At 65.8% G+C, this 23,085-nt stretch carries 23 protein-coding genes; 18 read left to right on the top strand and 5 right to left on the bottom strand.

Translation table 11 applies throughout. The features are described 5' to 3' along the window. Nucleotides 1-8: 8 nt before the first annotated feature. Complete coding sequence (sdhC, locus tag CJ028_RS14595) at nucleotides 9-422, bottom strand: succinate dehydrogenase, cytochrome b556 subunit (RefSeq protein ID WP_104191172.1); 414 nt, start codon at nucleotides 420-422, stop codon at nucleotides 9-11. 110 nt (nucleotides 423-532) lie between these two features. After that, nucleotides 533-1,705, bottom strand: coding sequence for a glycosyltransferase family 4 protein (locus CJ028_RS14590; protein ID WP_105035954.1), 1,173 nt, complete (start codon nucleotides 1,703-1,705; stop codon nucleotides 533-535). 94 nt (nucleotides 1,706-1,799) lie between these two features. Here CJ028_RS14590 and CJ028_RS14585 point away from each other — a divergent pair, with 94 nt between their 5' ends. The 10 genes from CJ028_RS14585 to CJ028_RS14540 all read left to right on the top strand — a co-directional run bounded on the left by CJ028_RS14585 (nucleotide 1,800) and on the right by CJ028_RS14540 (nucleotide 13,340). Further along, a complete protein-coding gene (locus tag CJ028_RS14585) occupies nucleotides 1,800-2,921 on the top strand; it encodes a mannose-1-phosphate guanylyltransferase (RefSeq protein ID WP_105035953.1) in 1,122 nt (373 codons plus the stop codon). Nucleotides 2,922-2,947: 26 nt separating this feature from the next. After that, the gene (locus tag CJ028_RS14580) at nucleotides 2,948-4,027 is read left to right on the top strand and encodes a BMP family lipoprotein (protein ID WP_240607311.1); all 1,080 of its coding nucleotides are present in this window, start codon (nucleotides 2,948-2,950) and stop codon (nucleotides 4,025-4,027) included. A 142-nt stretch (nucleotides 4,028-4,169) separates the two neighbouring features. Continuing rightward, nucleotides 4,170-5,276 (top strand): BMP family lipoprotein, encoded by a 1,107-nt coding sequence (locus tag CJ028_RS14575; protein WP_105035952.1) that lies wholly within the window; start codon nucleotides 4,170-4,172, stop codon nucleotides 5,274-5,276. 96 nt (nucleotides 5,277-5,372) lie between these two features. Continuing rightward, nucleotides 5,373-6,893 (top strand): ABC transporter ATP-binding protein, encoded by a 1,521-nt coding sequence (locus CJ028_RS14570; RefSeq protein ID WP_105035951.1) that lies wholly within the window; start codon nucleotides 5,373-5,375, stop codon nucleotides 6,891-6,893. After that, nucleotides 6,890-8,182 carry an ABC transporter permease gene (locus CJ028_RS14565; protein WP_240607310.1) on the top strand — a complete coding sequence of 431 codons (1,293 nt, stop codon included), beginning with the start codon at nucleotides 6,890-6,892 and terminating at the stop codon, nucleotides 8,180-8,182. Before CJ028_RS14570 ends, CJ028_RS14565 begins: the two co-directional genes overlap by 4 nt. Beyond that, complete coding sequence (locus CJ028_RS14560) at nucleotides 8,179-9,477, top strand: ABC transporter permease (protein ID WP_105035950.1); 1,299 nt, start codon at nucleotides 8,179-8,181, stop codon at nucleotides 9,475-9,477. The genes CJ028_RS14565 and CJ028_RS14560 overlap by 4 nt, the downstream gene beginning before the upstream one ends. Nucleotides 9,478-9,482: 5 nt before the next feature. Further along, entirely contained in the window at nucleotides 9,483-9,899 is a 417-nt protein-coding gene (locus tag CJ028_RS14555; protein WP_105035975.1) for a cytidine deaminase, read from the top strand. Next, nucleotides 9,896-11,200, top strand: coding sequence for a thymidine phosphorylase (locus CJ028_RS14550; RefSeq protein ID WP_105035949.1), 1,305 nt, complete (start codon nucleotides 9,896-9,898; stop codon nucleotides 11,198-11,200). The genes CJ028_RS14555 and CJ028_RS14550 overlap by 4 nt, the downstream gene beginning before the upstream one ends. Before the next feature lie 132 nt (nucleotides 11,201-11,332). Next, a complete protein-coding gene (locus CJ028_RS14545; RefSeq protein WP_105035948.1) occupies nucleotides 11,333-12,286 on the top strand; it encodes a carbohydrate kinase family protein in 954 nt (317 codons plus the stop codon). A gap of 67 nt (nucleotides 12,287-12,353) precedes the next feature. Beyond that, nucleotides 12,354-13,340 (top strand): aldo/keto reductase, encoded by a 987-nt coding sequence (locus tag CJ028_RS14540; protein WP_105035947.1) that lies wholly within the window; start codon nucleotides 12,354-12,356, stop codon nucleotides 13,338-13,340. An 18-nt stretch (nucleotides 13,341-13,358) separates the two neighbouring features. Here the strand turns inward: CJ028_RS14540 and CJ028_RS14535 are convergent, their stop codons facing one another. Both CJ028_RS14535 and CJ028_RS14530 read right to left on the bottom strand, forming a co-directional pair. Then, nucleotides 13,359-14,174 (bottom strand): aldo/keto reductase, encoded by an 816-nt coding sequence (locus CJ028_RS14535; protein WP_105035946.1) that lies wholly within the window; start codon nucleotides 14,172-14,174, stop codon nucleotides 13,359-13,361. Nucleotides 14,175-14,183: 9 nt separating this feature from the next. Beyond that, on the bottom strand, nucleotides 14,184-15,392 hold the full coding sequence (locus CJ028_RS14530; RefSeq protein ID WP_105035945.1) for an MFS transporter: 1,209 nt from the start codon (nucleotides 15,390-15,392) through the stop codon (nucleotides 14,184-14,186). 117 nt (nucleotides 15,393-15,509) lie between these two features. Here CJ028_RS14530 and CJ028_RS14525 point away from each other — a divergent pair, with 117 nt between their 5' ends. From CJ028_RS14525 to CJ028_RS14495, 7 genes are all read left to right on the top strand, one after another. Beyond that, on the top strand, nucleotides 15,510-16,496 hold the full coding sequence (locus tag CJ028_RS14525; RefSeq protein ID WP_105035944.1) for a siderophore-interacting protein: 987 nt from the start codon (nucleotides 15,510-15,512) through the stop codon (nucleotides 16,494-16,496). Further along, nucleotides 16,493-17,530: a FecCD family ABC transporter permease gene (locus tag CJ028_RS14520; protein ID WP_105035943.1), complete on the top strand. Its 1,038-nt coding sequence runs from the start codon at nucleotides 16,493-16,495 to the stop codon at nucleotides 17,528-17,530. The genes CJ028_RS14525 and CJ028_RS14520 overlap by 4 nt, the downstream gene beginning before the upstream one ends. Next, nucleotides 17,530-18,594, top strand: coding sequence for a FecCD family ABC transporter permease (locus CJ028_RS14515; protein WP_105035942.1), 1,065 nt, complete (start codon nucleotides 17,530-17,532; stop codon nucleotides 18,592-18,594). Before CJ028_RS14520 ends, CJ028_RS14515 begins: the two co-directional genes overlap by 1 nt. After that, on the top strand, nucleotides 18,594-19,439 hold the full coding sequence (locus CJ028_RS14510) for an ABC transporter ATP-binding protein (protein ID WP_105035941.1): 846 nt from the start codon (nucleotides 18,594-18,596) through the stop codon (nucleotides 19,437-19,439). Before CJ028_RS14515 ends, CJ028_RS14510 begins: the two co-directional genes overlap by 1 nt. A 62-nt stretch (nucleotides 19,440-19,501) precedes the next feature. Further along, nucleotides 19,502-20,506: an iron-siderophore ABC transporter substrate-binding protein gene (locus CJ028_RS14505; RefSeq protein WP_205684059.1), complete on the top strand. Its 1,005-nt coding sequence runs from the start codon at nucleotides 19,502-19,504 to the stop codon at nucleotides 20,504-20,506. Nucleotides 20,507-20,623: 117 nt separating this feature from the next. Then, nucleotides 20,624-20,854 (top strand): hypothetical protein, encoded by a 231-nt coding sequence (locus CJ028_RS14500; RefSeq protein WP_105035940.1) that lies wholly within the window; start codon nucleotides 20,624-20,626, stop codon nucleotides 20,852-20,854. A gap of 175 nt (nucleotides 20,855-21,029) precedes the next feature. After that, entirely contained in the window at nucleotides 21,030-21,497 is a 468-nt protein-coding gene (locus CJ028_RS14495; RefSeq protein WP_161498995.1) for an aromatic amino acid lyase, read from the top strand. A gap of 10 nt (nucleotides 21,498-21,507) precedes the next feature. Here the strand turns inward: CJ028_RS14495 and CJ028_RS14490 are convergent, their stop codons facing one another. Then, a complete protein-coding gene (locus CJ028_RS14490) occupies nucleotides 21,508-22,032 on the bottom strand; it encodes a GNAT family N-acetyltransferase (RefSeq protein WP_240607309.1) in 525 nt (174 codons plus the stop codon). A 160-nt stretch (nucleotides 22,033-22,192) separates the two neighbouring features. Between CJ028_RS14490 and CJ028_RS14485 the strand changes: the two genes are divergently transcribed. Continuing rightward, a complete protein-coding gene (locus tag CJ028_RS14485; RefSeq protein ID WP_105035937.1) occupies nucleotides 22,193-23,083 on the top strand; it encodes an ABC transporter substrate-binding protein in 891 nt (296 codons plus the stop codon). Nucleotides 23,084-23,085: the final 2 nt, after the last annotated feature.

Below are 23,085 nucleotides of genomic sequence, written 5' to 3'. Positions count from 1 at the left end.
GTCGCCCCCTAGTGGCTGAACACGTTGATGAGGTGGCGCGGCACGAAGCCGAGCATGGTGACGACCCACAGGCCGATGACCACGTAGAACAGCACCCGCTGGTACTTGGCGTTCCAGAAGTCGATCAGGATGATGCGCAGTCCGTTGAAGGCGTGGAACACGATGGCGCCGACGAGCGCGACCTCACCGAGCCCCATGATCGGCGTCTGGTACTGCGAGATGACCGCGTTGTACGCTTCGGGGCTGACCCGCACGAGCGCCGTATCGAGAATATGAACGAGCAGAAAGAAGAAAATCGCGACGCCGGTGATGCGGTGCAATACCCACGACCACATGCCCGTGTTACCCCGATAAAGGGTGCCGGCGGGGCGACGTGACGTCGTCTTCTGCTGAGAATCTAGGGTTCCTGCCGTCTGTGGCATGAACAACCCTCCCTGGCTGAATTATGGCTCTTAAGTGAGACCGAGAATGCGCTATAAGCACATTTCATTAGTCTACAAGCGCTCCGCCTTCTTGTGCCGGTTAGGGTGACCTAACGTTGCATCGAGGGCGGGACGTGCGTGTTGGCGCGTACGGCGAGACGCTCGTCGATGGCCTGTTCGTAGTATTCGATCAGCTCGGAGCAGACCGTGGGCCAGGAGCGACCGAGCACGGCGCGGCGCCCGGCTTCGCCCATCCGCGCCCGAAGCATGGGGTCGTTGGCGAGTTGGCACACCCAGTGCTTCAGGTCGCCGTCGTCGTCCGGTCGAAATAGATACCCGTTCTCGCCGTGGGCGACGAGGTCGATTGGCCCGCCGGCGTGCGGGGCCACCACCGGCAGCCCGGCCGCGTGGGCTTCCTGCAGGGTCTGGCCGAAGGTTTCTTCCGTACCGGCGTGCACGAACACATCAAAGCTCGCGTAGGCGACGGCGAGTTCGCGGCCTGACAACCGCCCGAGCCAGGTGACCGGCATGCCCGCGAGTGCCCGCCGTATAGAGGGAACGCTCGGCCCGTCACCCACGAGAGCCAGACGGATGCCCGGCACCCCGCGCAGCGCACGCAGCCGCTCCACCTGCTTCTCCGGGGCCATGCGACCGACGTAGCCTACGATCACGTCGGGCGGGCCTTCCGTTTTGGGGGCAGGCGCGATCCGTTCCCGTAGCGCGGCGACCGCCGGATCGTTCTTCAGGTTGGGGTGAAAGCCGTTCAGGTCGACACCGCGAGTCCACATAGCCAGCCGGGGCACACCGAGGCGCAGCAGCGCGGCCATGGACGACGACGATGGAACCAGGGTGCGGGTGGCGCCATCGTGTACCCACTTCACAAATCGCCAGGCTAGCGCCGTTGCGGGGCCGAGGTGGTTTCTGTGTGCGTAGCCGGCGACATCCGTTTGGAAGATCGCGACCGAGGGAATGTCGAGCCGGTTGGCGGCGCTGATGCCCTGAGCACCGAGCAGAAACGGCGAGGCGGCGTGCAACACGTCGGGGCGAAAGTCAGCGAGCAGCTTCTGCACCTGCGGGCTGGGCATACCCACTGGAAATTCGCGGTAGTTCACTGCAGAGACCGTGTGTACCGGAAATCCGGCGTACTCGGCCGGGGCGCCGGAAGGGGCGATGACCATGGCCTCGTGTCCGGTGCCGGCCAGGTGTTCGAGCACTCTGCATACGCTCGTGGTCACCCCGCTCACGGTGGGGAGAAAACTTTCGCTGATGACTGCGATCCGCATGGTTCGAGACTAAGCAACGGCCATTGCCGCCTGGTGACGCGCGCATGAACAATCGTGGCCGACAGTGGTCGGGACCGCCCGATAGTCTGAGCCAATGATTACGTCCAGTGAGCCCATCGACCGCCTGTACAACGTGATTCCCGCTGGCGGTATCGGCTCCCGGCTGTGGCCGTTGTCGCGAGCGGATGCCCCCAAATTTCTGCACGACCTCACCGGTTCCGGCCACACCCTGCTGCGCGATACCTGGGATCGCCTCGTTCCACTGTCGGGCGAGCAGCGCATCATGGTCGTCACCGGCCGTGCCCACCGGGCTGCCGTCGAAGTGCAACTGCCCGAACTGGCTGACCCCAACGTCGTGCTCGAGAGCGAACCGCGTGACTCCACCGCCGCGATCGGACTCGCCGCCGCTATTTTGCAGCGTCGCGAGCCGGGCGTCATCATTGGGTCGTTCCCGGCCGATCACGTCATCAAGGGCGACGCCCAGTTTCGGTCGGCGGTCACCGAAGCGGTTGCCGCGGCGGATTCCGGTTACATCGTCACGATCGGCATCCAGCCGACCGAGGCCGCGATCGGCTTCGGTTATATCAAGAGCGCAGCGTCGCTAGCCATCGACGGCGCTCCGACCGCATTGGCCGTCGCCTCCTTCGTGGAGAAACCCAGCCCCTACATCGCCGAGGGTTACCTCGCCGACGGACACTACCTGTGGAACGCCGGAATCTTTATCGCCCGCGCCGACCGCCTGCTCGCCGAGATCGAAGCGGCAGAGCCGGAACTGCATGCCGGCCTGCTGGAGCTCGCTGCCGCCTGGGATACCCCGGCCCGCGGCGCCGTGGTCGACCAGGTCTGGCCGCGCCTGAAGAAAATCGCCATTGACTACTCGGTGGCTGAACCTGCCGCGGCCGCCGGCAAACTCGTCGTCATTCCCGGCCAGTTCGACTGGGATGACGTTGGCGACTTTGCGTCGATTGCCAAGCTGCACTCCGGCGGGCGCAAAGCCAACCTCGCCATCCTCGGCGAGGGGGCCCGCGTACTCGCCGACTCGTCGAGCGGTATCGTGGTCAGCCACACCGGCCGTATGATCGCGCTTATCGGCGTCGAAGACATCGTCGTGGTCGACACCCCTGATGCCCTGCTGGTCACCACGAGCGCGAACGCCCAGAAGGTCAAGGCGGTCGTCGATGCGCTGAAGCTCTCGGGTTCCAGCGACGTGCTCTAAGCCCGACCTGACTAGAATTCCAGTTCATGCTTAAGGGAGTGCTCATGCGCCGGTTGATTGCTGTTTCTGCCCTCGCGGCATCCGCTCTGCTGCTGGCGGGGTGCGCGCAGGCGCCGACACCGACCGCGACAGTGGATGCGACGGCGCCCGACTACTGCGCCCGCATGGTCACGAACTCGGGTGGCCTCGAAGACCGGTCCTTCAACCAGTCCAGCTGGGAAGGGCTGCAGGAGGCGGCGACGAAGTACAGCATTGACACCGATGCGATCGTGTCGACGTCGGAGATCGACCTGGCACCCAACGTGAGTCAGGCCGTGGCAACCGGATGCCAGTTCGTTCTCACCGTCGGCTTTGAACTCGCCGATGCCACCCTCGCGGAGGCGACCGCCAACCCCGACGTGCACTTCGCGATCGTCGACGAGGTCGTCGATGCCCCCAACGTGAAACCGATCGTGTTCGACACCGCCCAGGCCTCGTTCCTCGCCGGCTACCTCGCGGCCGGCGTCACCAAGACCGGCATCGTGGCGACCTTCGGCGGCGGCAACCAGCCACCCGTCACCCTGTTCATGGACGGTTTCGTCGACGGTGTCGCGATGTATAACGACAAGCACAAGACGCAGGTGCAGGTTCTCGGCTGGAACAAGGACGCCCAGGACGGCAGTTTCACAGGCGACTTCGAAGACGTCAACAAGGGCAAAGCCCTCGCCCAGTCGTTCATCGACCAGGGGGCCGACATCATTCTGCCGGTGGCCGGCCAGGTCGGTCAGGGCGCGGCGGCCGCAGCGATCGAAACGCCGGGCGTCTCCGTCATCTGGGTCGACAACGACGGCTACATCACCCTGCCGGCCCAGTTTCAGTCGGTCGTGCTCACGAGCGTGCTGAAGAACACGTCGGCCGCCGTCGTCGAAACCATCGGGGCCGACCTCGACGGTAGCTTCGACAACACGGCGTTCGTGGGAACCCTGAAGAACGGCGGCGTCGAGATTGCCGACTTCCACGATCAGGCCGCGCTCGTCTCGGCCGAACTCGTGGATGAACTCGACCAGATTCGATCCGCGATTATAGCCGGGATCATTTCCGTGGAAGGCCCGAGTTCACCCCAATAAGGGAGAAATTGTTTCGGCAATGTCGCGGCTTGATAACGACTCGCCCGTGCACGCACAATGCTCATCTGCGCAGCGTCACATTCGGTAACGTGGATCGCACCACGCCCGTGCGATCTCGCTGGGCAGCACCCTGGAGGTCCTCTTGACAATTTCGACCCGTAAGACCGTACTCGCCGGTCTTGCAATGTTCGGTTCCGTGGCGATGCTCGCGGCCTGTGCCCAGGCCCCCGCTACCACTGATGACACCAACTCCGCTGCCGCCAGCGACTTTCTGCCCTGCATGGTGTCCGACGCCGGTGGCTTCGATGACCAGTCGTTCAACCAGCTCGGCTTCGAGGGCCTCAACGAGGCCGCCGCTGAACTCAAAGTCACTCCGAAGACGGTCCAATCCGCTGCCGAAACCGACTACCAGTCGAACGTGCAGAACCTGGTTGACCAGGGCTGCAGCCTCATCATCACCGTCGGCTTCGACCTCGCCGCCGCCACCATTGAGTCGGCACTCGCGAACCCCGAAGTCAACTACGCCCTCATCGATAACAATGCCGACCTGGACAATGACGGCAAAATCGACGCCCCGAATATCAAGCCGCTCCTGTTCGACACCGCCCCGGCCGGCTTCATGGCCGGCTACGCCGCTGCCGGATACAGCAAGACCGGCGTCGTCGGTACCTATGGCGGACGGCAGATCCCACCGGTCACCATCTTCATGGACGGTTTCGCTGACGGCGTCGCGTACTACAACGAGCAGAACGGTACCTCCGTCAAGACCATTGGCTGGGACGTCGCCTCGCAGACCGGTTCGTTCACCGGTGGCTTCGCCGCCGGCGTTGACTCCCTCGCCAAGGCCCAGGGCCTCATCGATCAGAACGCCGACGTGCTCCTGCCCGTTGGTGGACCGATCTTTCTGAGCGCGATCGAAGCGATCAAGAGCTCGGGCAAGGACATCGCCATGGTGGGTGTTGACGCCGATCTGTACGTGACCAACCCGGCCGGCTCCAGCCTGTTCCTGACCAGCATTCTCAAGGACATCAAGGTCGCCGTGTCCACAGTGGTGACCGCCTCCGGCTCTGGAACCTTCGACCCGAGCGCCTACGTCGGGACCCTCGACAATGAGGGCGTCGGCATCGCACCGTTCCACGACTTCGAGTCCAAGGTTCCTGCGACCATAGCCGCCGACGTTGACGCGATCAAGGCCGGCATCATCGACGGTTCGATCACTGTCGAATCGCCCGCCTCGCCGAAGCAGTAATACGCTGCAGTGACCTGGGGAGGCCGGATTGTCGGCCTCCCCATTTTAATCCCCCGTGCAGCGATCCGCCGGTGCTACCCCAAGAATTCAGGATGAATGAAGCTCGAACTTCGCGGCATCACCAAGCGCTTCGGTGCGTTGGTCGCCAACAACAACATCTCCCTCACCGTCGAGCCGGGTGAAATTCACGCCCTCCTGGGCGAGAACGGTGCCGGCAAGTCCACCCTGATGAACGTGCTGTACGGCCTCTACATCGCCGAAGAGGGCGAGATTCTGCTCGACGAGGTGGTGCAGAAATTCGCCGGTCCCGGCGACGCCATGAATGCCGGTATCGGCATGGTGCACCAGCACTTCATGCTCGTTCCGGTGTTCACCGTCGCCGAGAATGTCGTGCTCGGCCACGAACAGACCACTTTCGGCGGACGCCTGGATCTCAGTGCGGCCCGGGCCAAGGTGCGGGAGATATCCGACCGGTTCGGCTTCGACATCGATCCCGACGCCCTGATCGAAGATCTGCCCGTCGGCGTGCAGCAGCGCGTGGAGATTATCAAGGCGCTGTCCCAAGACGCCAAGGTGCTGGTCTTCGACGAACCCACCGCCGTGCTCACCCCGCAGGAAACCGACGAGCTCATGATCATCATGCGCCAGCTGGCCGAGTCGGGCACGTCAATCGTGTTCATCACGCACAAGCTGAGGGAGGTGCGCGCCGTCGCCGACCGCATCACCGTCATCCGCTTAGGAACCGTTGTCGGTGAGGCCTCGCCGACCGCGACGAACGCCGAGCTGGCCTCACTCATGGTGGGACGCGCTGTTGAACTGACCGTGCACAAGAACGCGCCAGAGTTGCGCGGTACCGCACTGTCGGTGAAGAACCTGACGGTCATCGACGCCCGCAACCAGATCGTCGTGAACAACGTGAGCTTCGACGTTCAGGCCGGTGAGGTGCTCGCCATTGCCGGCGTGCAGGGCAATGGCCAAACCGAACTGACCGAGGCACTGATCGGGCTGCAGCACCACGTGACCGGGTCGATCGAACTCGACGGAAAACCGCTGCGCGGCTACAGCGTGCGGCACATCCTCGATTCCGGTGTCGGGTTCGTTCCCGAGGACCGCACTGAAGACGGCCTCATCGCGGACTTCAGCATTGCCGAGAACCTCATGCTCGACCGCAGCTCCGGCGCGCCGTTCGTGAAGGCAGGCAACCTGCAACTGGGCTTTCGGGCCAGGTTTGCCGCCGACAAGATTCACGAGTTTGACATTCGCTCGCAGGGCAGCGACATGGAAGCCGGTCGGCTTTCCGGGGGGAACCAGCAAAAGGTCGTGCTCGCACGCGAACTCAGCCGTGACCTGCGCCTGTTCGTGGCGGCGCAGCCGACCCGCGGACTCGACGTTGGCTCGATCGAATTCGTGCACACCCGCATTATTGAAACACGCGACTCCGGAATTCCGGTGATTGTGGTCTCCACCGAGCTTGACGAGGTCGTCGCTCTGGCCGACCGCATCGCGGTGATGTATCGAGGAGAAATCGTTGGAATCGTGCCCGGCACCACGCCCCGCGCCACTCTCGGCCTCATGATGGCTGGCGAACACGCTCCCGCAACGGAGGCCGCACTGTGAGCGACCTGACAGCACCGGCAGCCCCGGCTCCCGCCGCTCCGGCTTCCGGACCGGCCCAGACGGACGGGTCTGAGCGCTGGAACCAAACCCTGCGCGACATCACCGGTGGCAGCGCCATGATTTCCATCCTGGCTGTCGTGTTCGCGCTCGTGGTCGGCGCCATCCTGATCGCATTCACCAACGAACGTGTGCAGGAAACGTCCGGATACTTCTTTTCCCGGCCCGCCGACCTGCTGCAGGCCGTCGGGGATGCCGTGGCTGGCGCCTATTCCGCCCTGTTCCAGGGGGCGATCTATAACTTTCGGGCTAACGGCTTTCTGACCGCGATCCGTCCGCTGACCGAGACGCTCACCTTCGCGACGCCGCTGATCGCGGCCGGCCTCGGCGTCGGGCTCGCCTTCCGGGTGGGAATGTTCAACATCGGTGGCCGTGGGCAGATGCTCATTGCGGCCGGCGCCGCTGGCTATGTCGCCTTCGCGATCGAACTCCCGGCCGGCATCCACTTGATCGTGGCTGTACTGGCCGGGCTGCTCGGCGGTGCCATTTGGGGCGGAATCGTGGGCCTGCTCAAGGCCCGCACCGGAGCCCACGAGGTGATCGTCACGATCATGCTCAACTTCGTGGCGCTCTATCTCATTCAGTTTCTGCTCCGTACCCCGGGTGCACTACAGGCTCCGGGCAGCAACAACCCGAAGACCCCGCCGATGTTGTCGACCGCGGTCTTCCCCGACCTGTTCGGCCCCAGGTACAACCTGCACGCCGGTTTTCTCACGGTCATCGCGGCCACGATCTTCGTCTGGTGGCTGCTCAGCCGGTCCAACCTGGGGTTCCAGTTTCGCGCCGTCGGGCAGAACCCGAGCGCGGCCCGGGTGGCCGGCATTAACGTGAAGAACGTCTACATGTATGCCATGGCCATCTCGGGCGCGCTTGTGGGCTTGGCCGGTATCAACCAGGTGCTCGGCACAGTGACTACCGGGTTCGGCGCCGGCATCGACGCCGGTATCGGCTTCGACGCCATCACCGTCGCCCTGCTCGGGCGGTCCAAGCCGTGGGGCATCTTCGCCGCCGGCATCCTCTTCGGCGCGTTCAAGGCCGGTGGCTTCGCCATGCAGGCCGCCGAGGGCGTTCCGATCGACATTGTCGTGGTCGTGCAGGCCCTCATCGTGCTGTTCATCGCCGCGCCGCCGCTGGTGCGTGCCATGTTCCGCCTGCCGACACCGGGCACCACCAAAAAACCCAAAATCCGCCCCGTCAAGGTGCGCAAGACCAACGAGGTGGTGGCCAAATGAGCACTCTGACAGAGAGCAACGTTCCGGTTCCGGCCTCGGCGCCGATCGTGAAACCGACGGCGCAAATTCGCAGCTGGAAGATTCCGATCACCTTCGGCGGCTTTTCCGTGCTGTCCTTGATCCTGTTCGTGCTCTTCGGGCGTGGCCAGCGCGGCGAGCTCAGCACCTTCCGCCTGTCCGAAGCGCGCGACCTGATCCAACTGCCCGAAGTTGCCCTGCCCACCTTCGCCACCGGCGTGTTCGTCGCCATCGTGCTCGTGCTCCTGGCAGCGGCGTCGGCCTGGCTGGTCTACCGCCACCGCAAGATTCCCATCGTGCTGACCATTCTGTTCGCTCTGCTGTTCCTGGTCGGGTTTCTGGCCTGGGCGGCATCGGGTTCGACTATTCCGGTGCCCGGGCTGCTGATCGGAACGGTCACCCTGAGCGCCCCGCTCATCTTCGGTGCTCTCGGCGGTGTGATGTCTGAGCGCGCCGGCGTCGTGAACGTGGCCATCGAGGCGCAGCTCCTGGCCGGTGCCTTCAGTTCGGCGGTCGTCGCCTCTGCCACGGGCAACCCCTACCTCGGCCTGCTCGCCGCGATGGTGGCCGGAGCGCTCGTCTCGATGGTGCTCGCCGCGTTCGCGCTCAAGTATCTCGTCGACCAGGTCATCGTCGGTGTCGTGCTCAACGTGCTCGTGATCGGGCTCACCAGCTTTCTCTACTCGCAGGTTCTCGCCCCGAGCGCCAACCTCAACTCACCGGATGTTTTTCCTCGACTCAACATTCCGCTGCTCAGCGAAATCCCCATCATCGGCCCGGTACTGTTTCGCCAGACCATCATCGTCTACGTCATGTACGTTGCCGTTGCCGTGGTGTATTTCGGCTTGTTTCGCACCAAGTGGGGCCTGCGCGTGCGGGCCGTGGGGGAGCATCCGCAGGCCGCCGACACTGTCGGCATCAACGTGAACCGCACCCGTTTCGTTGCCGTCACCCTCGGCGGTGTTATCTCGGGCTTCGGCGGAGCGTACTTCACGCTCGGTGCTGTCGGTGCGTTCAACAAGGAGATGACCAACGGCATGGGCTTCATCGCCCTCGCCGCGGTGATCTTCGGCCAGTGGCATCCGATCAAGGCCACCCTCGCGGCGCTTCTGTTCGGCTTCGCCACCAACCTGCAAAACGTGCTGGGCATCATCGGCTCGCCGGTACCGAGCGAATTCATGCTCATGCTGCCCTACGTCGTCACGATCTTCGCCGTGGCCGGGTTCGTCGGCCGCTCCCGGGCCCCCGCCGCCGACGGAAAGCCGTACATCAAGTGAGTGCATTGACCATCGATTGGGCTCTGCTGCGTTCGCAGGCCCTCGACGCTATGAAAACCGCCTACGTGCCGTACTCGAAGTTTCCGGTGGGTGTCGCGGCGTTGGTCGACGACGGGCGCGTAGTTAGCGGATGCAACGTGGAGAACGCTTCCTACGGCCTCACCCTCTGCGCCGAGTGCGGTCTGGTCTCCGCGCTGCATCGCAGCGGCGGCGGCCAGCTCGTGGCGTTCACCTGCGTCGACGGCAACGGTGGCATCCTCATGCCGTGCGGTCGCTGCCGGCAGCTTCTGTATGAACACTCCGCGCCGGGCATGCTGCTTGAAACGGTCTCCGGCGTGAAGACCATCGACGAGGTGCTGCCGGATGCCTTCGGGCCCAGGCAACTCGCCGAGTACCACGCTGTACAGGAGCACACAGAATGACCACCATCGAAGCGTTTGACGCCGTCGACCTCATCCACACCAAACGTGACCGCGGGGAGCTCAGCGAAGCACAGATCAACTGGCTGATCGACGCCTACACGCGCGGTTACGTCGGCGACGAGCAGATGGCCGCCATGACCATGGCCATCTTTCTGAACGGTATGACGCGCAGCGAGATCCGCGCCCTCACCATGGCGATGCTCGAAAGCGGCGAACGCATGAGCTTTACCGGCCTTGGCAAGCCGACCGCCGACAAGCATTCCACCGGCGGTGTCGGCGACAAGATCACCCTGCCGCTGATGCCGCTCGTGGCCGTGTTCGGCGCGGCCGTGCCGCAGCTCTCGGGCCGTGGCCTCGGCCATACCGGCGGCACGCTCGACAAGCTCGAGTCGATTCCGGGCTGGCGCGCCAACCTGACCAACGACGAGATGCTCAAGCAGTTGCAGGAGATCGGCGGCGTGGTCTGCGCGGCCGGCAGCGGTCTGGCTCCGGCCGACAGCAAGCTCTACGCCCTGCGCGACATCACCGGAACGGTCGAGGCGATTCCGCTGATCGCATCGTCGATCATGTCGAAGAAGATCGCCGAGGGCACCAGCGCGCTCGTACTCGACGTAAAGTTCGGCTCCGGCGCCTTTTTGAAAGACATCGAGCGGTCGCGGGAACTGGCCCGCACCATGGTGGAGCTCGGCGAGGATGCCGGGGTGGCGACATCCGCGCTGCTGACCAATATGAACGTGCCGCTCGGATTGGCCATCGGCAACGCCAACGAGGTGCGCGAGTCGGTCGAGGTGCTCGCCGGCGGCGGGCCCGCCGATGTAGTCGAGTTGACCGTGGCGCTGGCGGAGGAGATGCTCTCCCTGGCCGGAATCACCGGCGTCGACGTGGGGGCTGCCTTGAAAGATGGTCGCGCCATGGACAAGTGGCGCGCCGTGATTCGCGCGCAGGGCGGCGACCCGGATGCCGCGTTGCCGGTGGCCCGCGAAACTCACGTCGTGCTCGCTGAGCGGAGTGGACTGTTGGTCGAACAGCAGGCCCTTTCGTTCGGCATCGGCGCCTGGCGGCTTGGCGCCGGCCGGGCGCGCAAGCAGGATCCGGTGCAGCACGCGGCCGGAATAGACCTGCACGCCAAGCCCGGCGACACCGTCGTCAAGGGCCAGCCCCTGTTCACGCTCAGCGCCGACGAGCCCGAGCGGTTCGCACGTGCCCTCGAGGCCGTCGAGGGTGCCTGGCGCATCGGCGACCCGGGTGAGCCTGTGCAAAATGGTGGACCGCTGATCGCCGAGCGGGTCGGGAGTCGCTAGGCTCAGGGTGTGGCTTTCCGGGGGTAGACGGCCCGTCGCGCCGGCACAGATTCGAGGGGGATTGATGCTGCAACCATGGCACGTCGACGATGAGCGTTTTCATTCGGGATTTGATCACCGACCGGCTCGGTCGTGAATGCCGGTGCCGCAGACCGCGCATCGGATGCTGCGTCCCTCGGCGTGCAGCGACACCCGCGTGTGGTGGTGTTCGGTGACGTCATCGACGACATCATGGTGCGACCGCACCGGAAGCCGGAGGGCGATACCAACACGGCGTCGTCGATTCGGCAGCTTCCGGGTGGCGCCGCGGCCAACGTGTCGGCCTGGTTCGGAAGCGCGGGTGTCGCGGTCGACTTCATCGGCAGGGTCGGTGCCATCGACCGTGATTACCATGCGGGCTTCCTCGCTGAGTTCGGTGTGCGCGCCCACCTCACCCCCGACGCGACCCGGCCCACGGGCACAATCATTGTCATCGTCGATGAAAATGGCTCCCGTACAGTGCTGACCGAACGCGGTGCGAACCGGGTCCTTACTCCGAATGACGTTCCCGATTCCCTACTCGACGGTGCTGCCGCACTGTACTTCACCGGGTACTCGGTGTTCTCTGGACTGCACGATCCGGAGGGCACTATCGGCTCCTTTCAAGACCTGCTGGCTCGGTGCCGCGAGCGCGGCGTGCCCGTTGTCGTCGACCCGGGGTCGGCACGCGTCCTGGCGGATTTCGGAGTCGCGCATTTCTTGCGTGCGGTGGCGGGAGCATCCGTTCTGTTGCCCAACCTTCCAGAGGGGCGCGCCCTCACAGGGCTTGACGATCCGCTCGCCGTTGCGACACGCCTGGCCGAAAGCTTTGGGGTCGTTGCCCTGACTATGGGCGCCAAGGGCTCGGTCGTGGCCGTTTCCGGCCAACCTCCGGTGATGATTCCTGTTGCGCGCGTCGAGCGGGCGGACTCGACCGGAGCCGGGGATGCGTTCGGCGCTGGCTTCGTCACAGCGTGGCTCGAGGGCGCGTCGTTGGCGTTGGCGGCGGCTGCCGGTGCCCGCCTCGCGGCGCGCGCCGTCACCATCATCGGGGGCCGCCCGACCTGAGACTTCCGCGGCGGTTCTGCTGCACAGGGTTTGGCGCGCCGTTGCACCCAATGTCTAAGCTGGAGCTATGCAAAAACGAACCCTGGGACGAACCGGCCGCACTGTTTCCGTGATCGGGCTCGGAACCTGGCAGCTCGGCGCCGACTGGGGCGCCGTGACTGACGCCGACGCGGCTGCTGTGCTGGCGGCATCCGCCGATGCCGGAATCACCTTCTTCGACACAGCGGATGTCTATGGTGACGGCCGCAGCGAACGCCTGATCGGACATTTTCTCGCGCACGACGCCCCCGGCGCAGAGATCACCGTCGCCACCAAGATGGGGCGCCGGGCTGAGCAACTGGCCGAGAACTTCGTGCTGGCCAATTTTCGTGAGTGGACCGACCGCTCGCGCACGAACTTGGGCATGGACACCCTCGACCTCGTGCAATTGCACTGCCCACCGAGCGCGGTCTTCGACTCCGGTGAAGTCTATGACGCGCTTGACACCCTCGTCGATGAGGGCGTGATCAGCCATTACGGTGTGAGCGTCGAGACCTGCGACCAGGCCCTCGCCGCGATCAGCCACCCGGGCGTAGCCACCGTGCAAATCATTCTGAACGCGTTTAGACTGAAGCCGCTCGACGTGGTGCTGCCCGCCGCGCGTGAGGCCGGGGTCGGCATCATTGCGCGGGTTCCGCTGGCCAGTGGACTGCTGACCGGCAAATATTCTCGCGAGACCGTGTTCGCCGAAAGCGACCACCGCAACTTCAACCGCGACGGCAGCCACTTCGACGTCGGCGAGACGTTCTCCGGAGTTGACTTCGAGGTGGGTCTTCAGGCCGCCACCGAATTCGCCGCTCTGGCCCCGGCCGGCCTCACGCCAGCGCAGGCGGCACTGGCCTGGGTCGCCCAGATCGATGGCGTCAGCGCCGTCATTCCGGGAGCCCGCTCGGTCGCGCAGGCGCAGGGCAACGCCGCGGCCGGTATTGCCGAACCACTCTCCAGTGCCTTCAACGAGGGCGTGCAGGATATCTACGATCGACTCCTGCGGAAGCAGATCCACCCGCGCTGGTAGCTGTGAGCTCGGCAGCGCTCAGTCGAGGTCGTCGGGGTCCTTGCCGGTGCGCTCGCCGCTGCCGAGACGGGCGATGGCCGCGAGGTCGTCGGAGTCGAGGGAGATGTCAAACACGTCGATGTTGGCGCGAATGCGCGCCGGCGTCACCGACTTGGGAATGACCACGTTGCCGAGCGCGAGGTGCCAGGCGATCACGATCTGCGCTGCCGACTTGCCGTGCTTGGCGCCGATCGCATCAAGGGTCTCGTTGCCGATCGCACGCCCGCGAGCCAACGGCGACCACGCTTCGGTCAGGATGCCGTGGGCCGCGCCATACGCGCGCACCCCGGTTTGCGGCAGCCACGGGTGCAACTCCACCTGGTTGAGCACCGGCACGACGTCGGTCTCATTTCGCAGTCGTTCGAGATGGTGCGGGTGAAAGTTGGAGACCCCGATCGAGCGGGCGCGGCCTGAGGTCCGGATAGCCTCGAGCGCCCGATAGGTTTCGACGTAGCGGTCCTGCTTCGGCGCCGGCCAGTGGATCAGATACAGGTCGACGTAGTCGAGGCCGAGCTTGGCCAGGCTCTCGTCGAAGGCTCGCAGCGTTTCGTCGTAGCCGTGGCGATCGTTCCACACCTTGGTGGTCACGAACACGTCCTCGCGGAGCACGGCTGAGCGCGCCAGACCCTGCCCGACACCGACCTCGTTCTCGTAGAGGGCTGCGGTGTCGACGTGGCGGTACCCGGCGTCGAGCGCGACCTGGACGGTGTCGGCGGCGAGGGCATCCGCTACCTTGTAGACCCCGAGACCGAACTGGGGAATCAGGCGGCCATCGTTGAGCGTGAGGGAGATCATCCCATAATGCTACGAGACCTGCACCTGGATGGGCTCGGTGTCGGGGATGGGGCTGATGTCGCGGCCACGCAGGTCGGGGTGCCAACGGCGGCCAAGCGCGGGAATGATGCAGCCGAGGGCGGCAAAACCCGCGGCGACGTAGATCGCCGAGACTGGCCCGGAATGGTCGATCGAGAAACCAGCAATGGCGGAGCCCAGGGCGGCGCCGATCAGCTGGCCGGTGCCCACCCAGCCGTAGGCCTCGGCGGTGTCGCTGAACTTGACGCTGGCCGAGACGATGCCGAACAGCACCGCGAAGGCGGGCGCGATGCCGACCCCGGCCAGAAGCAGGGCAAACGACAGCCACCAAAAGGTGAGCCACAGGCTGGCCAGGGCGAGGCCGATGGTGACGATGAGCATGCGGGCGGCGAGGGCCCACGGTCCGATCGGGGCGTGGCCGAGCGCGAGTCCGCCGATGAGTGAGCCGATCGCGAAGATGCCGAGCACCCAGCCGGCATCGGCGCTGCCGTGCCCGAACACCGCGACCACCCCGGCTTCCACGGCGGCGCAGGCCGCCACGAGCGTGAACCCGACGATGGTGCTGAGCAGCACCTCCGGCTTCTTCAGCACGACGCCGAGCTTTCGCCGGCTGCGGGGGATGCGCACGCGACCGACCTCGGGCAGCGAGACGAACCAGATTCCGCCGCCGACCAGAAAGAATGCGGCGAGCAGAATGCCCGCGGTCGTCGATACCTGCAGCGCCACGAAGGTTGCGATGACGGGCCCGAGCACCCAGATGATCTCCTGCGCCGACGCGTCGAGGGAGAACAACGGGGTGAGCTGGCGGGAGTTGACGATTTTGGGGTAGATCGTGCGCACGGCCGGCTGGATCGGCGGGGTGGACAGACCCGCGACGAATCCGATGAGCATGAGACTCGGCACCGACAAGGGAACGAGCGCCATAACGACGATCGAGACCGCGCAGATGAACATCGTGGCGATGATCACCGGGCGCATGCCGAGCCGACCCATCAGCCTGCTGGTGAGGGGCCCTGCAATCGCCTGGCCGATGCTCATCGCGCCCAGAACGAGCCCGGCCGCACCGTACGAATCAAAGATGCGCTCGATGTGAATGAGAAAGGCGAGGGAGAGCATTCCAAAAGGAAACCTGGCCGTCAACTGCGCGCCGATCAGGCGGGATACGCCCGGCGTGCGTAGAAGAGTCCAGTAACTTTTCACAATGATTTCAGTCTAGGGTCGGGCGCGTCGAAAACTGGGGCAGACGACGTGACCATGTGGGCCTGACAATCTCGACCGCACCGTCCATTGTGAGGAAAGGCATGCCATACTAAGGTAATGCTTACCTTACCGATCGTGACCGGCCCCGGCACCGCGGCGGTCGCTGACCGCCCGGCCTACCGTCCGTATCGCGCGACGGTCGTCGGTATCCGCTGGTTGAGTGAGCATTTCACCCGGGTCACCTTCTTCGGTGAACAATTTGACACCTTCGGCACGTCCGGGCTCGATCAGCGCGTCAAGATCGTGCTGCCGCTGCCCGGCCGTGGTCTTGCCAACATCGGCGCCGACGACGAGCGCACGATTGCCGACGGTACCTGGTATGCCCGCTGGCGTGCGCTGCCCGACGCCGATCGCAACCCGTTTCGCACCTACACGATTCGCGCTGTGCGCCCCGAACAGCGCGAGGTCGACGTGGACTTCGTCACGCACGGAATTCCCAACAGCCACGGCCCGCTCGGCCCGGCCGCGCGCTGGCTGCAGGCCGCCCGAATCGGCACCGACGTTGTCATCGTCGGCCCCGACGAGCGCAGCCCGGGTCGCGCTATCGGCCTCGACTGGCGCCCTGGCCAGGCGACCGAACTGCTGCTGGCCGGCGACGAGACCGCCGCCCCCGCCATCTGCAGCATCCTCGAGAGCCTGCCCGCCGGCCGCCGAGCGCGCGCCTTCATCGAAGTGCCCACCCAAGCGGATGCCCTGCCCCTCGTTCTTTCCAGTGGGTGCGAGATCACGTGGCTGGCCCGCGACCAGGCCCCGCATGGAGAACGACTGGACGAAGCCATACGCGGCTGGGTCGCACGCAACCGTCCCCTCGTCGAAACCGCGGTCGCCACGGCGCCGCAGTCGTTCGCCGACGTCGACGTGGACTGTGACCTGCTCTGGGAATCACCCAACGACGCGAGTGGCACCGGCTTCTACGCCTGGCTCGCCGGAGAATCCTGCACGATCAAGCTCCTGCGTCGCTTCCTGGTGAGGGAGACCGGTATAGACCGTTCACGGGTGGCTTTCATGGGTTACTGGCGGCTGGGCCGGTCCGAAGCTCAATGACCCTGGCTCTGGATCGACCCGCACCAGCTCGCACCCGCCCGCGCCGGGTCGTCATCGGCTTCGTCGTCGCTTTCGTACTGCTCGGCTTCAGCATCGCCGCGTCCCTCGTGGTCGGATCCCGCGAGATCGGCCTCGGCACCGTGTTCGACGCCCTGATTAGCCCCGACCGCACCCTGACCGACCACACCGTTATCCTCGATCTGCGGGTGCCGCGCACCGTCGTCGGCCTGCTCGCCGGCCTCGCCCTCGGCCTGGCCGGTGCGCTCATGCAGGGCGTCACTCGCAATCCGCTCGCCGACCCTGGCCTGCTCGGCGTCAATGCGGGCGCTTCACTGTTCGTCGTCGCCGGAATCGGCTGGTTCGGAGTGACCTCCTCACTCGGCTACGTCTGGTTCGGCTTTATTGGCGCCGCCGTGGCGGCCACCATCGTGTACCTGATCGGCTCCCTCGGTCGTGAGGGGGCGACGCCGGTCAAGCTCGCCCTCGCCGGAACCGCGCTGACCGCCGCTTTCACCTCGCTCATCACCATCGTGCTGCTCGCCGACACCGAAGCCTTCGACCGCTACCGGTTCTGGGCGGCGGGCTCCCTCGTCGCTCGCGGCCTCGACGCCGCGCTGCCGCTCGCCCCGTTCATCCTGGTCGGCGCGATCCTGGCGATTGTGGCCGCTCGCATGCTCAACGCCCTCGCTCTCGGCGACGATCTCGCCCGGGGCCTTGGCCAAAACCTGGTTGCCGCCCGCATCGTCTGCGCCGTCGCGATCGTGCTGCTCTGCGGTTCGGCGACAGCGATGGCCGGCCCGATCGTGTTTGTCGGCCTCGCCGTGCCGCACGTGGCCCGCTGGATCACCGGCCCCGACTACCGCCTCATCATCGCGTTCTCGGCGCTGTTCGGCCCGACCCTGCTCGTGGCGGCCGACGTACTCGGACGTGTCATCGCCCAGCCCGGCGAAATCGAGGCCGGCCTCGTCGTCGCCTTCCTCGGCGCGCCGGTGCTGATCGCCCTGGTACGTCGTGTGAAACTGGCCGGCCTGTGATGACAGCCCTGCAGAAAGCGGATACCGCCCCCCGCTCCGTCCCCCCTCTGGCCCGCGCGCGCGCCGGCCGCCGCAGACGCGAACGCCGCATCGTGCTCGTGCTCGTCGGTGCCCTCGTCATCGTCGCGGCGTTCAGCCTCGCCGTCGGGGCATATTCGCTCAGCGTGCCGGACCTGCTGCGCACACTCACCGGCCAGGGCAGCCAGAGCGAGAATTTCATCGTGCTCTCGCTGCGCTTGCCCCGCCTCACCCTCGCCGTGCTCGTCGGCGTGGCGTTCGCGCTCTCCGGCGCCTTGTTCCAGACCGTGCTGCGCAACCCGCTGGCGAGCCCGGACATCATCGGTGTCACCGGGGGAGCGAGTGCCGCAGCCGTCTTCGGGCTGCTCATTCTTGGTTTCGGAAGCGTTGCCACCTCCCTCGCCGCCTTCGCCGGAGCGATCATCGTCGCCTGCGCCATCTACCTGCTGGCCTGGCGCGGCGGCGTGGTCGGTTACCGTTTCGTGCTGATCGGCGTGGGCGTCGCGTTCATGGTGCAGGGCTTGCTCGGCTACCTGCTGTCCCGCGCCGACCTGAACGACGCGCAGGGCGCGCTGCTCTGGCTGGTCGGCAGTGTCAGTGGCGCGCGCTGGCAGGATATCGCCGTCGTGGCCGTCGTTCTGCTCGTGCTGTTGCCGGTTATTCGCCTGCTGAGCGGACGCCTGCGGGCCCTGCAACTCGGCGACGACCTGGCTTCGAGCCTCGGCGTCGGTGCCGAACGCACCCGGCTGCTGCTGCTCGTGATCGCGGTTGCCGTCGCCGCAACGGCCACCGCGGCGGTCGGCCCGCTCGCGTTTGTGGCCTTTGTGGCGGCTCCGATCGCCCGACGAGTGGTCGGCACCGGCGGACTCGCCCTCGTGCCGGCGGCGCTCGTGGGCTCCCTCATCACTGCCGTGGCCGATTTCACGGCCCAGCACCTGCTGCCCGGGCAGCTCGAACTGCCCGCCGGAATCATCACGGGCGCCATCGGCGCCCCCTACCTGCTCTGGCTGCTCGCCACCAGCAACAAAACCGGAAAGGGTGCCTGATGACCCACCAACTGCGCGCCGAAGGCATCACTCTCGGCTACGATCACACGCCCATCATCGACGGTCTCGATCTCGAGGTCATACCCGGAGCCATCACGGTCATCGTTGGCGCCAATGCCTCGGGCAAATCCACCCTGCTCAAGGGCCTCGCCCGGCTGCTGAAACCGGAGGCCGGACAGGTCACCCTGGGCGGGCGCAATATCGCCGCGCTGTCCGGCAAGAAGGTTGCGACCGTCGTGGGGTTGCTGCCGCAGCAGCCCATTGCTCCCGACGGCATCACCGTGGCCGACCTCGTCGGGCGTGGCCGCTACCCGCACCAGGGCTGGTTTCGGCAGTGGTCGAGCACCGATGACGAGATCGTCGCTGCGGCAATGGCCGCCACCAACACCCAGCAACTCGCCGCGCGCCGGCTCGAAGACCTCTCCGGCGGGCAGCGGCAGCGGGTCTGGATCGCTATGGCCCTCGCCCAGGATCCCGAGATTCTGCTGCTCGACGAACCGACCACCTTTCTCGACGTGACGCACCAGATCGAGGTGCTCGACCTGCTGCTCGAGCGCAACCGGGAGCGCGGTACGACCGTCGTAATGGTGCTGCACGACCTCAACTTGGCCGCCCGCTACGCCGACCACCTCGTCGTCATGCGTGCCGGGAGCATCGTCGCCAACGGCGCCCCCGCCGAGACGCTCACCGCCGACATCGTGCGGCACGCCTTCGACCTCGAAGCTGCGATTGTGCCAGACCCGGTCTGTGGTGCCCCGATGATTATACCGATCGGTCGGTTCCACGGGCGGGTGTCGACCGCTGAGACGCCCGAAGTTTGGCAGAGCAAGCCAGTCAGAATTTAGGGTAGGCTATCCTTATAACGTAGGTGGTTACTCCGTCTGCGCCCGACGAACTGGAGAATTTCGTGTCCCGACGCCTCACCGTCACGCTGGCCACCGCCAGCATCCTCGCTCTGACTCTGAGCGGTTGCACGGCCGCCGCCGATAAAGCGACCGACCCTGCTGCTGACGCCGCGGCATCCGGCAGCTTTCCCGTCACCATCGAGCACGCCTTCGGCGAAACCACGATCGACCAGCAGCCGACCCGCGTCGTGGCCTGGGGCTGGGGCAGCGCCGACGACGCGATCGCACTCGGCGTGATCCCGGTGGCGATTCCGTTCCAGAGCTACGGCGGCGACGAGAACGGCGTGCTGCCCTGGATCGCCGAAGCTCTCGAAGGCGAGGAGATGCCCGTCGTGCTGCCCGACAGTCAGGAGCCGCCCTACGAAGACATTGCCGCCGCCGCCCCCGACGTGATTCTCGCCGCCTACTCCGGCATCACCGAGCAGGAATACGACCTGCTGCGCAAGATCGCCCCGGTCGTGGCGTACCCGGGCGACGCCTGGGCCACCCCGTGGCGCGATCTGATCGAGATCACCGGAACCGCGCTCGGCAAGAGCGACGAGGCGAGCGCCCTGCTCGCGTCGATCGACACCGAAATCGCCGACCAGGCCGCGGCGCACCCCGAATTCGCCGGCAAGACCATCGCCCTGTCGAGCGACAGCACCGGCAGCTTCTACGTCTACAAGAAGGAAGACCCGCGCGTCGACTTCACCCTCGACCTCGGCTTTGTCAGCGCGCCCGCGGTCGACGAACTCGCGACCGACGAGGCGAGCTTCTACTACACGCTCAGCTACGAGCAACTCGACCAGCTCGACAGCGACCTGCTGGTCAACTTCGGTTCCACCCAGGAAGAGTCGGACGCGTTCCTTAATGCTAGCTACGCGCAGGCCATGCCGCAGGTGCAGGCCGGAACGGTCGCGTCCCCGGTCGGCGCGGCGTTCATCAGCTCGGTTTCCCCGCCCACCGGACTGTCACTGTCCTGGGGCCTCGACGACTACGTCGCCCTGCTCGCGGCCGCCGTCAAGTAACCATCGCAGAAAACGGATGCAGCAGGGCCAGCCGGCCTCGCTGCATCCGTTTTCTGCGTGCCCAAAATAGTCGCACCGCATGGGGTCAGGTGGCACCGGGCGATTTACCATAAAGAGATGACCAGAACTCAGCCGTTGCGGGAAGAGGTACTCGCGAGTGTCGCCGATCTGGTCGGCAACACCCCGCTGGTGAATCCGATCCTCACCGCGAACGCCGCCGCGACCGAGTCGGTGCGCGCGCACCGGGCCGAACTCAGCCAGGCCGCGATCGACGAAGCGTTGCAGGGGGTCTCCTGCCTGTCCGGGGTCGATTTCAAGGCCTGCGACCTCGACGAGCCGCTGCCCTAGCTGACGACGAACAGCAATCAGGGTACCCTCGACAACTTCGTCAAGTCGGCACCGGCCGGGTCGACGCTGCGCGAAATTCTGCAGGCCAGGGCGAATAAAGACGGGTTGGCGATCATCGGTACCGGGGAGGAGGTGGCCGAGCACCTCGGAGAGCTCGCGGATGCGGTCGGTGGCAATGGCTTTCTATTCACCGGCCAGGTTGCATCCAGCGCACGTGCACCGCACCCTCGACCCGCTCGCCCACGTCGCCTCAGCCAGCGAACGGCGCATCAGCGCGCTCTCCGAGCTCGCCCGGCCCGATCGCGCCGCCGGCACGAGTTCGATTCCCGGCTTGCTCTGGTATTCCGCCGCCGCCAATCTCGCCGAGCTTCGGCAGCTGGCCCACCCGGCGAGCGTGGCCGGTGCGGCGCTGTCTGGCGTCGAAGACCAGGCCAGCTACGCCCCGCTGCCCCTACAGCTGTTGCAACGCAGCCGCGCCCTCACCCTCGAGGTTCTCGCGATCGAGGCGCTGCACGCCGCGCAATTGCTTGACCCGGCGGGCCGGTCAGCGACCTCGCTCGTGCCAGTGCTGCACGGGTTCGTCAACGCCAACCTGCCAGCCAGCGTGCTCGTCGATCTGACGACTGCCCTTATCGGCTCCTAAAGCGGCGTGCCTAAAACGACGCGTCGCCCGATTCGTCGACCACCGCAAGCTGCTTGCGAAACTCCAGATACCCGATCGACTCCCAGTCGTCGCCCGGGTCGAACTGCGGTTCGTAGCCGAGCGCGAGGTACAGCGCCACCGCCTCCGGCTGCCGGGCTCCCGTGGTCAGCACGATGAAACGGATGCCGCGCCGCCGGGCTTCCGCCTCCAGCTCGGCCATCACCTGGCTGGCGAGCCCCCGGCGGCGGTGCGCGGAGTGCGTCCACACCCGTTTGACTTCGACGGTGCCTTCCTCCTCGGCCCGCATGAACGCTCCGCCGGCCACCGCCTGCCCGTTTTCGACCAGGAGCAGAAAAGTACCGCCGTCGACCGGCTGAAACCGCCGCGCCGGATACCGGCTGAGTTCCACCGACGACGGAATGCCGTCGTTCAGGCCGTAGCGCTCGTCGTACTCCCGTGACAGCTCGGCTACCAGCGGCGCGGCAAGCGGGTCAGTGGGGGAGGTGTACAAAATGTTTGGTCTGAGGATTGGCACCTTTCGACGATAGATCCGCGGCATCCGCTCGTCAAACCGTCTGACCCGTCCGGCGCTCGAATACAGACGGCCGCTGTTGCACTAGGCTCGTTAGGTCTTACTCGCGTGTGGATTCATCGTCGAATCCGCGCATTTTCGATCGATTCAAGAAGGAAGTGCCATGCGCGCACGCTACATCGTTCCCGCTTTCGCCGCCGCCGCCGTTCTGTTGCTCACCGGTTGTGTCGACAACTCCACTCCGGCCACGGCGCCCTCGGGCGAGGCGAGCACCATTGAAGCGGATGCCGCAGCCGTCGCGCTGCTCCCCGAGGACATCAAGAGCGCCGGCGTGCTCATCATCGGCACCGACGCGGCCTACCCGCCGAACGAGTTCAAGGACGAGGCTGGCGCACCGATCGGCTGGGGCATCGAACTCGCCGACGGCATCGCCGCCAAGCTCGGCCTCACCACCGAGTACCAGATCGCGTCCTTCGACAACATCATTCCGAGCATCACCGGCGGCACCGTCGACATTGGCGAATCCTCCTTCACCGACAACCTCGAGCGCGAGAAGCAGGTCGACTTCGTCAACTACTACAACGCCGGAATTCTCTGGGCCGCGCCGAGCGGATCCACCATCGACCCCGACAATGCCTGCGGCCTGACCGTCGCCGTGCAGGACAACACGGTGCAAGATACCGACGAGCTGCCCGCCAAGAGCGCGGCCTGTGTTGCCGCCGGTTTGGAGCCGATCGAGTCTCAGCCCTACGGTTCACAGGACGAGGCGACCAACGCGGTCATTCTCGGCAAGGCAGATGCCTTGAGCGCCGACTCCCCGGTTACCCTCTACGCCATCTCCAAGACTGACGGCAAGCTGGCCCCCGTCGGGGAAAGCTTTGACGTGGCGCCGTATGGCATCACGGTCGAAAAGGATTCAGAACTAACCAAGGCCGTGCAGGCTGCCCTGCAGTCCATGGTCGACGACGGTTCCTACGGCAAAATCCTTGACGCCTGGGGTGTCACAGACGGTGGCATCGACACCATCACCATCAACGCCGCGTCCAACGGCTAGAG

It is taken from the genome of Cryobacterium aureum (assembly GCF_002954245.1).
Lineage (GTDB): Bacteria > Actinomycetota > Actinomycetes > Actinomycetales > Microbacteriaceae > Cryobacterium > Cryobacterium aureum.
This window is presented reverse-complemented; position numbering and strand designations above follow the sequence as displayed.

What these genes read in the sequence shown, in the direction of transcription:
- CJ028_RS14500 (WP_105035940.1), top strand. Translation starts at nt 20,624, where the DNA reads ATGACCAGAACTCAGCCGTTGCGGGAAGAGGTACTCGCGAGTGTCGCC.
- CJ028_RS14515 (WP_105035942.1), top strand. Translation starts at nt 17,530, where the DNA reads ATGACAGCCCTGCAGAAAGCGGATACCGCCCCCCGCTCCGTCCCCCCT.
- CJ028_RS14520 (WP_105035943.1), top strand. Translation starts at nt 16,493, where the DNA reads ATGACCCTGGCTCTGGATCGACCCGCACCAGCTCGCACCCGCCCGCGC.
- CJ028_RS14550 (WP_105035949.1), top strand. Translation starts at nt 9,896, where the DNA reads ATGACCACCATCGAAGCGTTTGACGCCGTCGACCTCATCCACACCAAA.
- CJ028_RS14560 (WP_105035950.1), top strand. Translation starts at nt 8,179, where the DNA reads ATGAGCACTCTGACAGAGAGCAACGTTCCGGTTCCGGCCTCGGCGCCG.
- CJ028_RS14525 (WP_105035944.1), top strand. Translation starts at nt 15,510, where the DNA reads ATGCTTACCTTACCGATCGTGACCGGCCCCGGCACCGCGGCGGTCGCT.
- sdhC (WP_104191172.1), bottom strand. Translation starts at nt 422, where the DNA reads ATGCCACAGACGGCAGGAACCCTAGATTCTCAGCAGAAGACGACGTCA.
- CJ028_RS14585 (WP_105035953.1), top strand. Translation starts at nt 1,800, where the DNA reads ATGATTACGTCCAGTGAGCCCATCGACCGCCTGTACAACGTGATTCCC.
- CJ028_RS14485 (WP_105035937.1), top strand. Translation starts at nt 22,193, where the DNA reads ATGCGCGCACGCTACATCGTTCCCGCTTTCGCCGCCGCCGCCGTTCTG.
- CJ028_RS14590 (WP_105035954.1), bottom strand. Translation starts at nt 1,705, where the DNA reads ATGCGGATCGCAGTCATCAGCGAAAGTTTTCTCCCCACCGTGAGCGGG.
- CJ028_RS14535 (WP_105035946.1), bottom strand. Translation starts at nt 14,174, where the DNA reads ATGATCTCCCTCACGCTCAACGATGGCCGCCTGATTCCCCAGTTCGGT.
- CJ028_RS14580 (WP_240607311.1), top strand. Translation starts at nt 2,948, where the DNA reads ATGCTTAAGGGAGTGCTCATGCGCCGGTTGATTGCTGTTTCTGCCCTC.
- CJ028_RS14495 (WP_161498995.1), top strand. Translation starts at nt 21,030, where the DNA reads ATGGCTTTCTATTCACCGGCCAGGTTGCATCCAGCGCACGTGCACCGC.
- CJ028_RS14510 (WP_105035941.1), top strand. Translation starts at nt 18,594, where the DNA reads ATGACCCACCAACTGCGCGCCGAAGGCATCACTCTCGGCTACGATCAC.
- CJ028_RS14570 (WP_105035951.1), top strand. Translation starts at nt 5,373, where the DNA reads ATGAAGCTCGAACTTCGCGGCATCACCAAGCGCTTCGGTGCGTTGGTC.
- CJ028_RS14540 (WP_105035947.1), top strand. Translation starts at nt 12,354, where the DNA reads ATGCAAAAACGAACCCTGGGACGAACCGGCCGCACTGTTTCCGTGATC.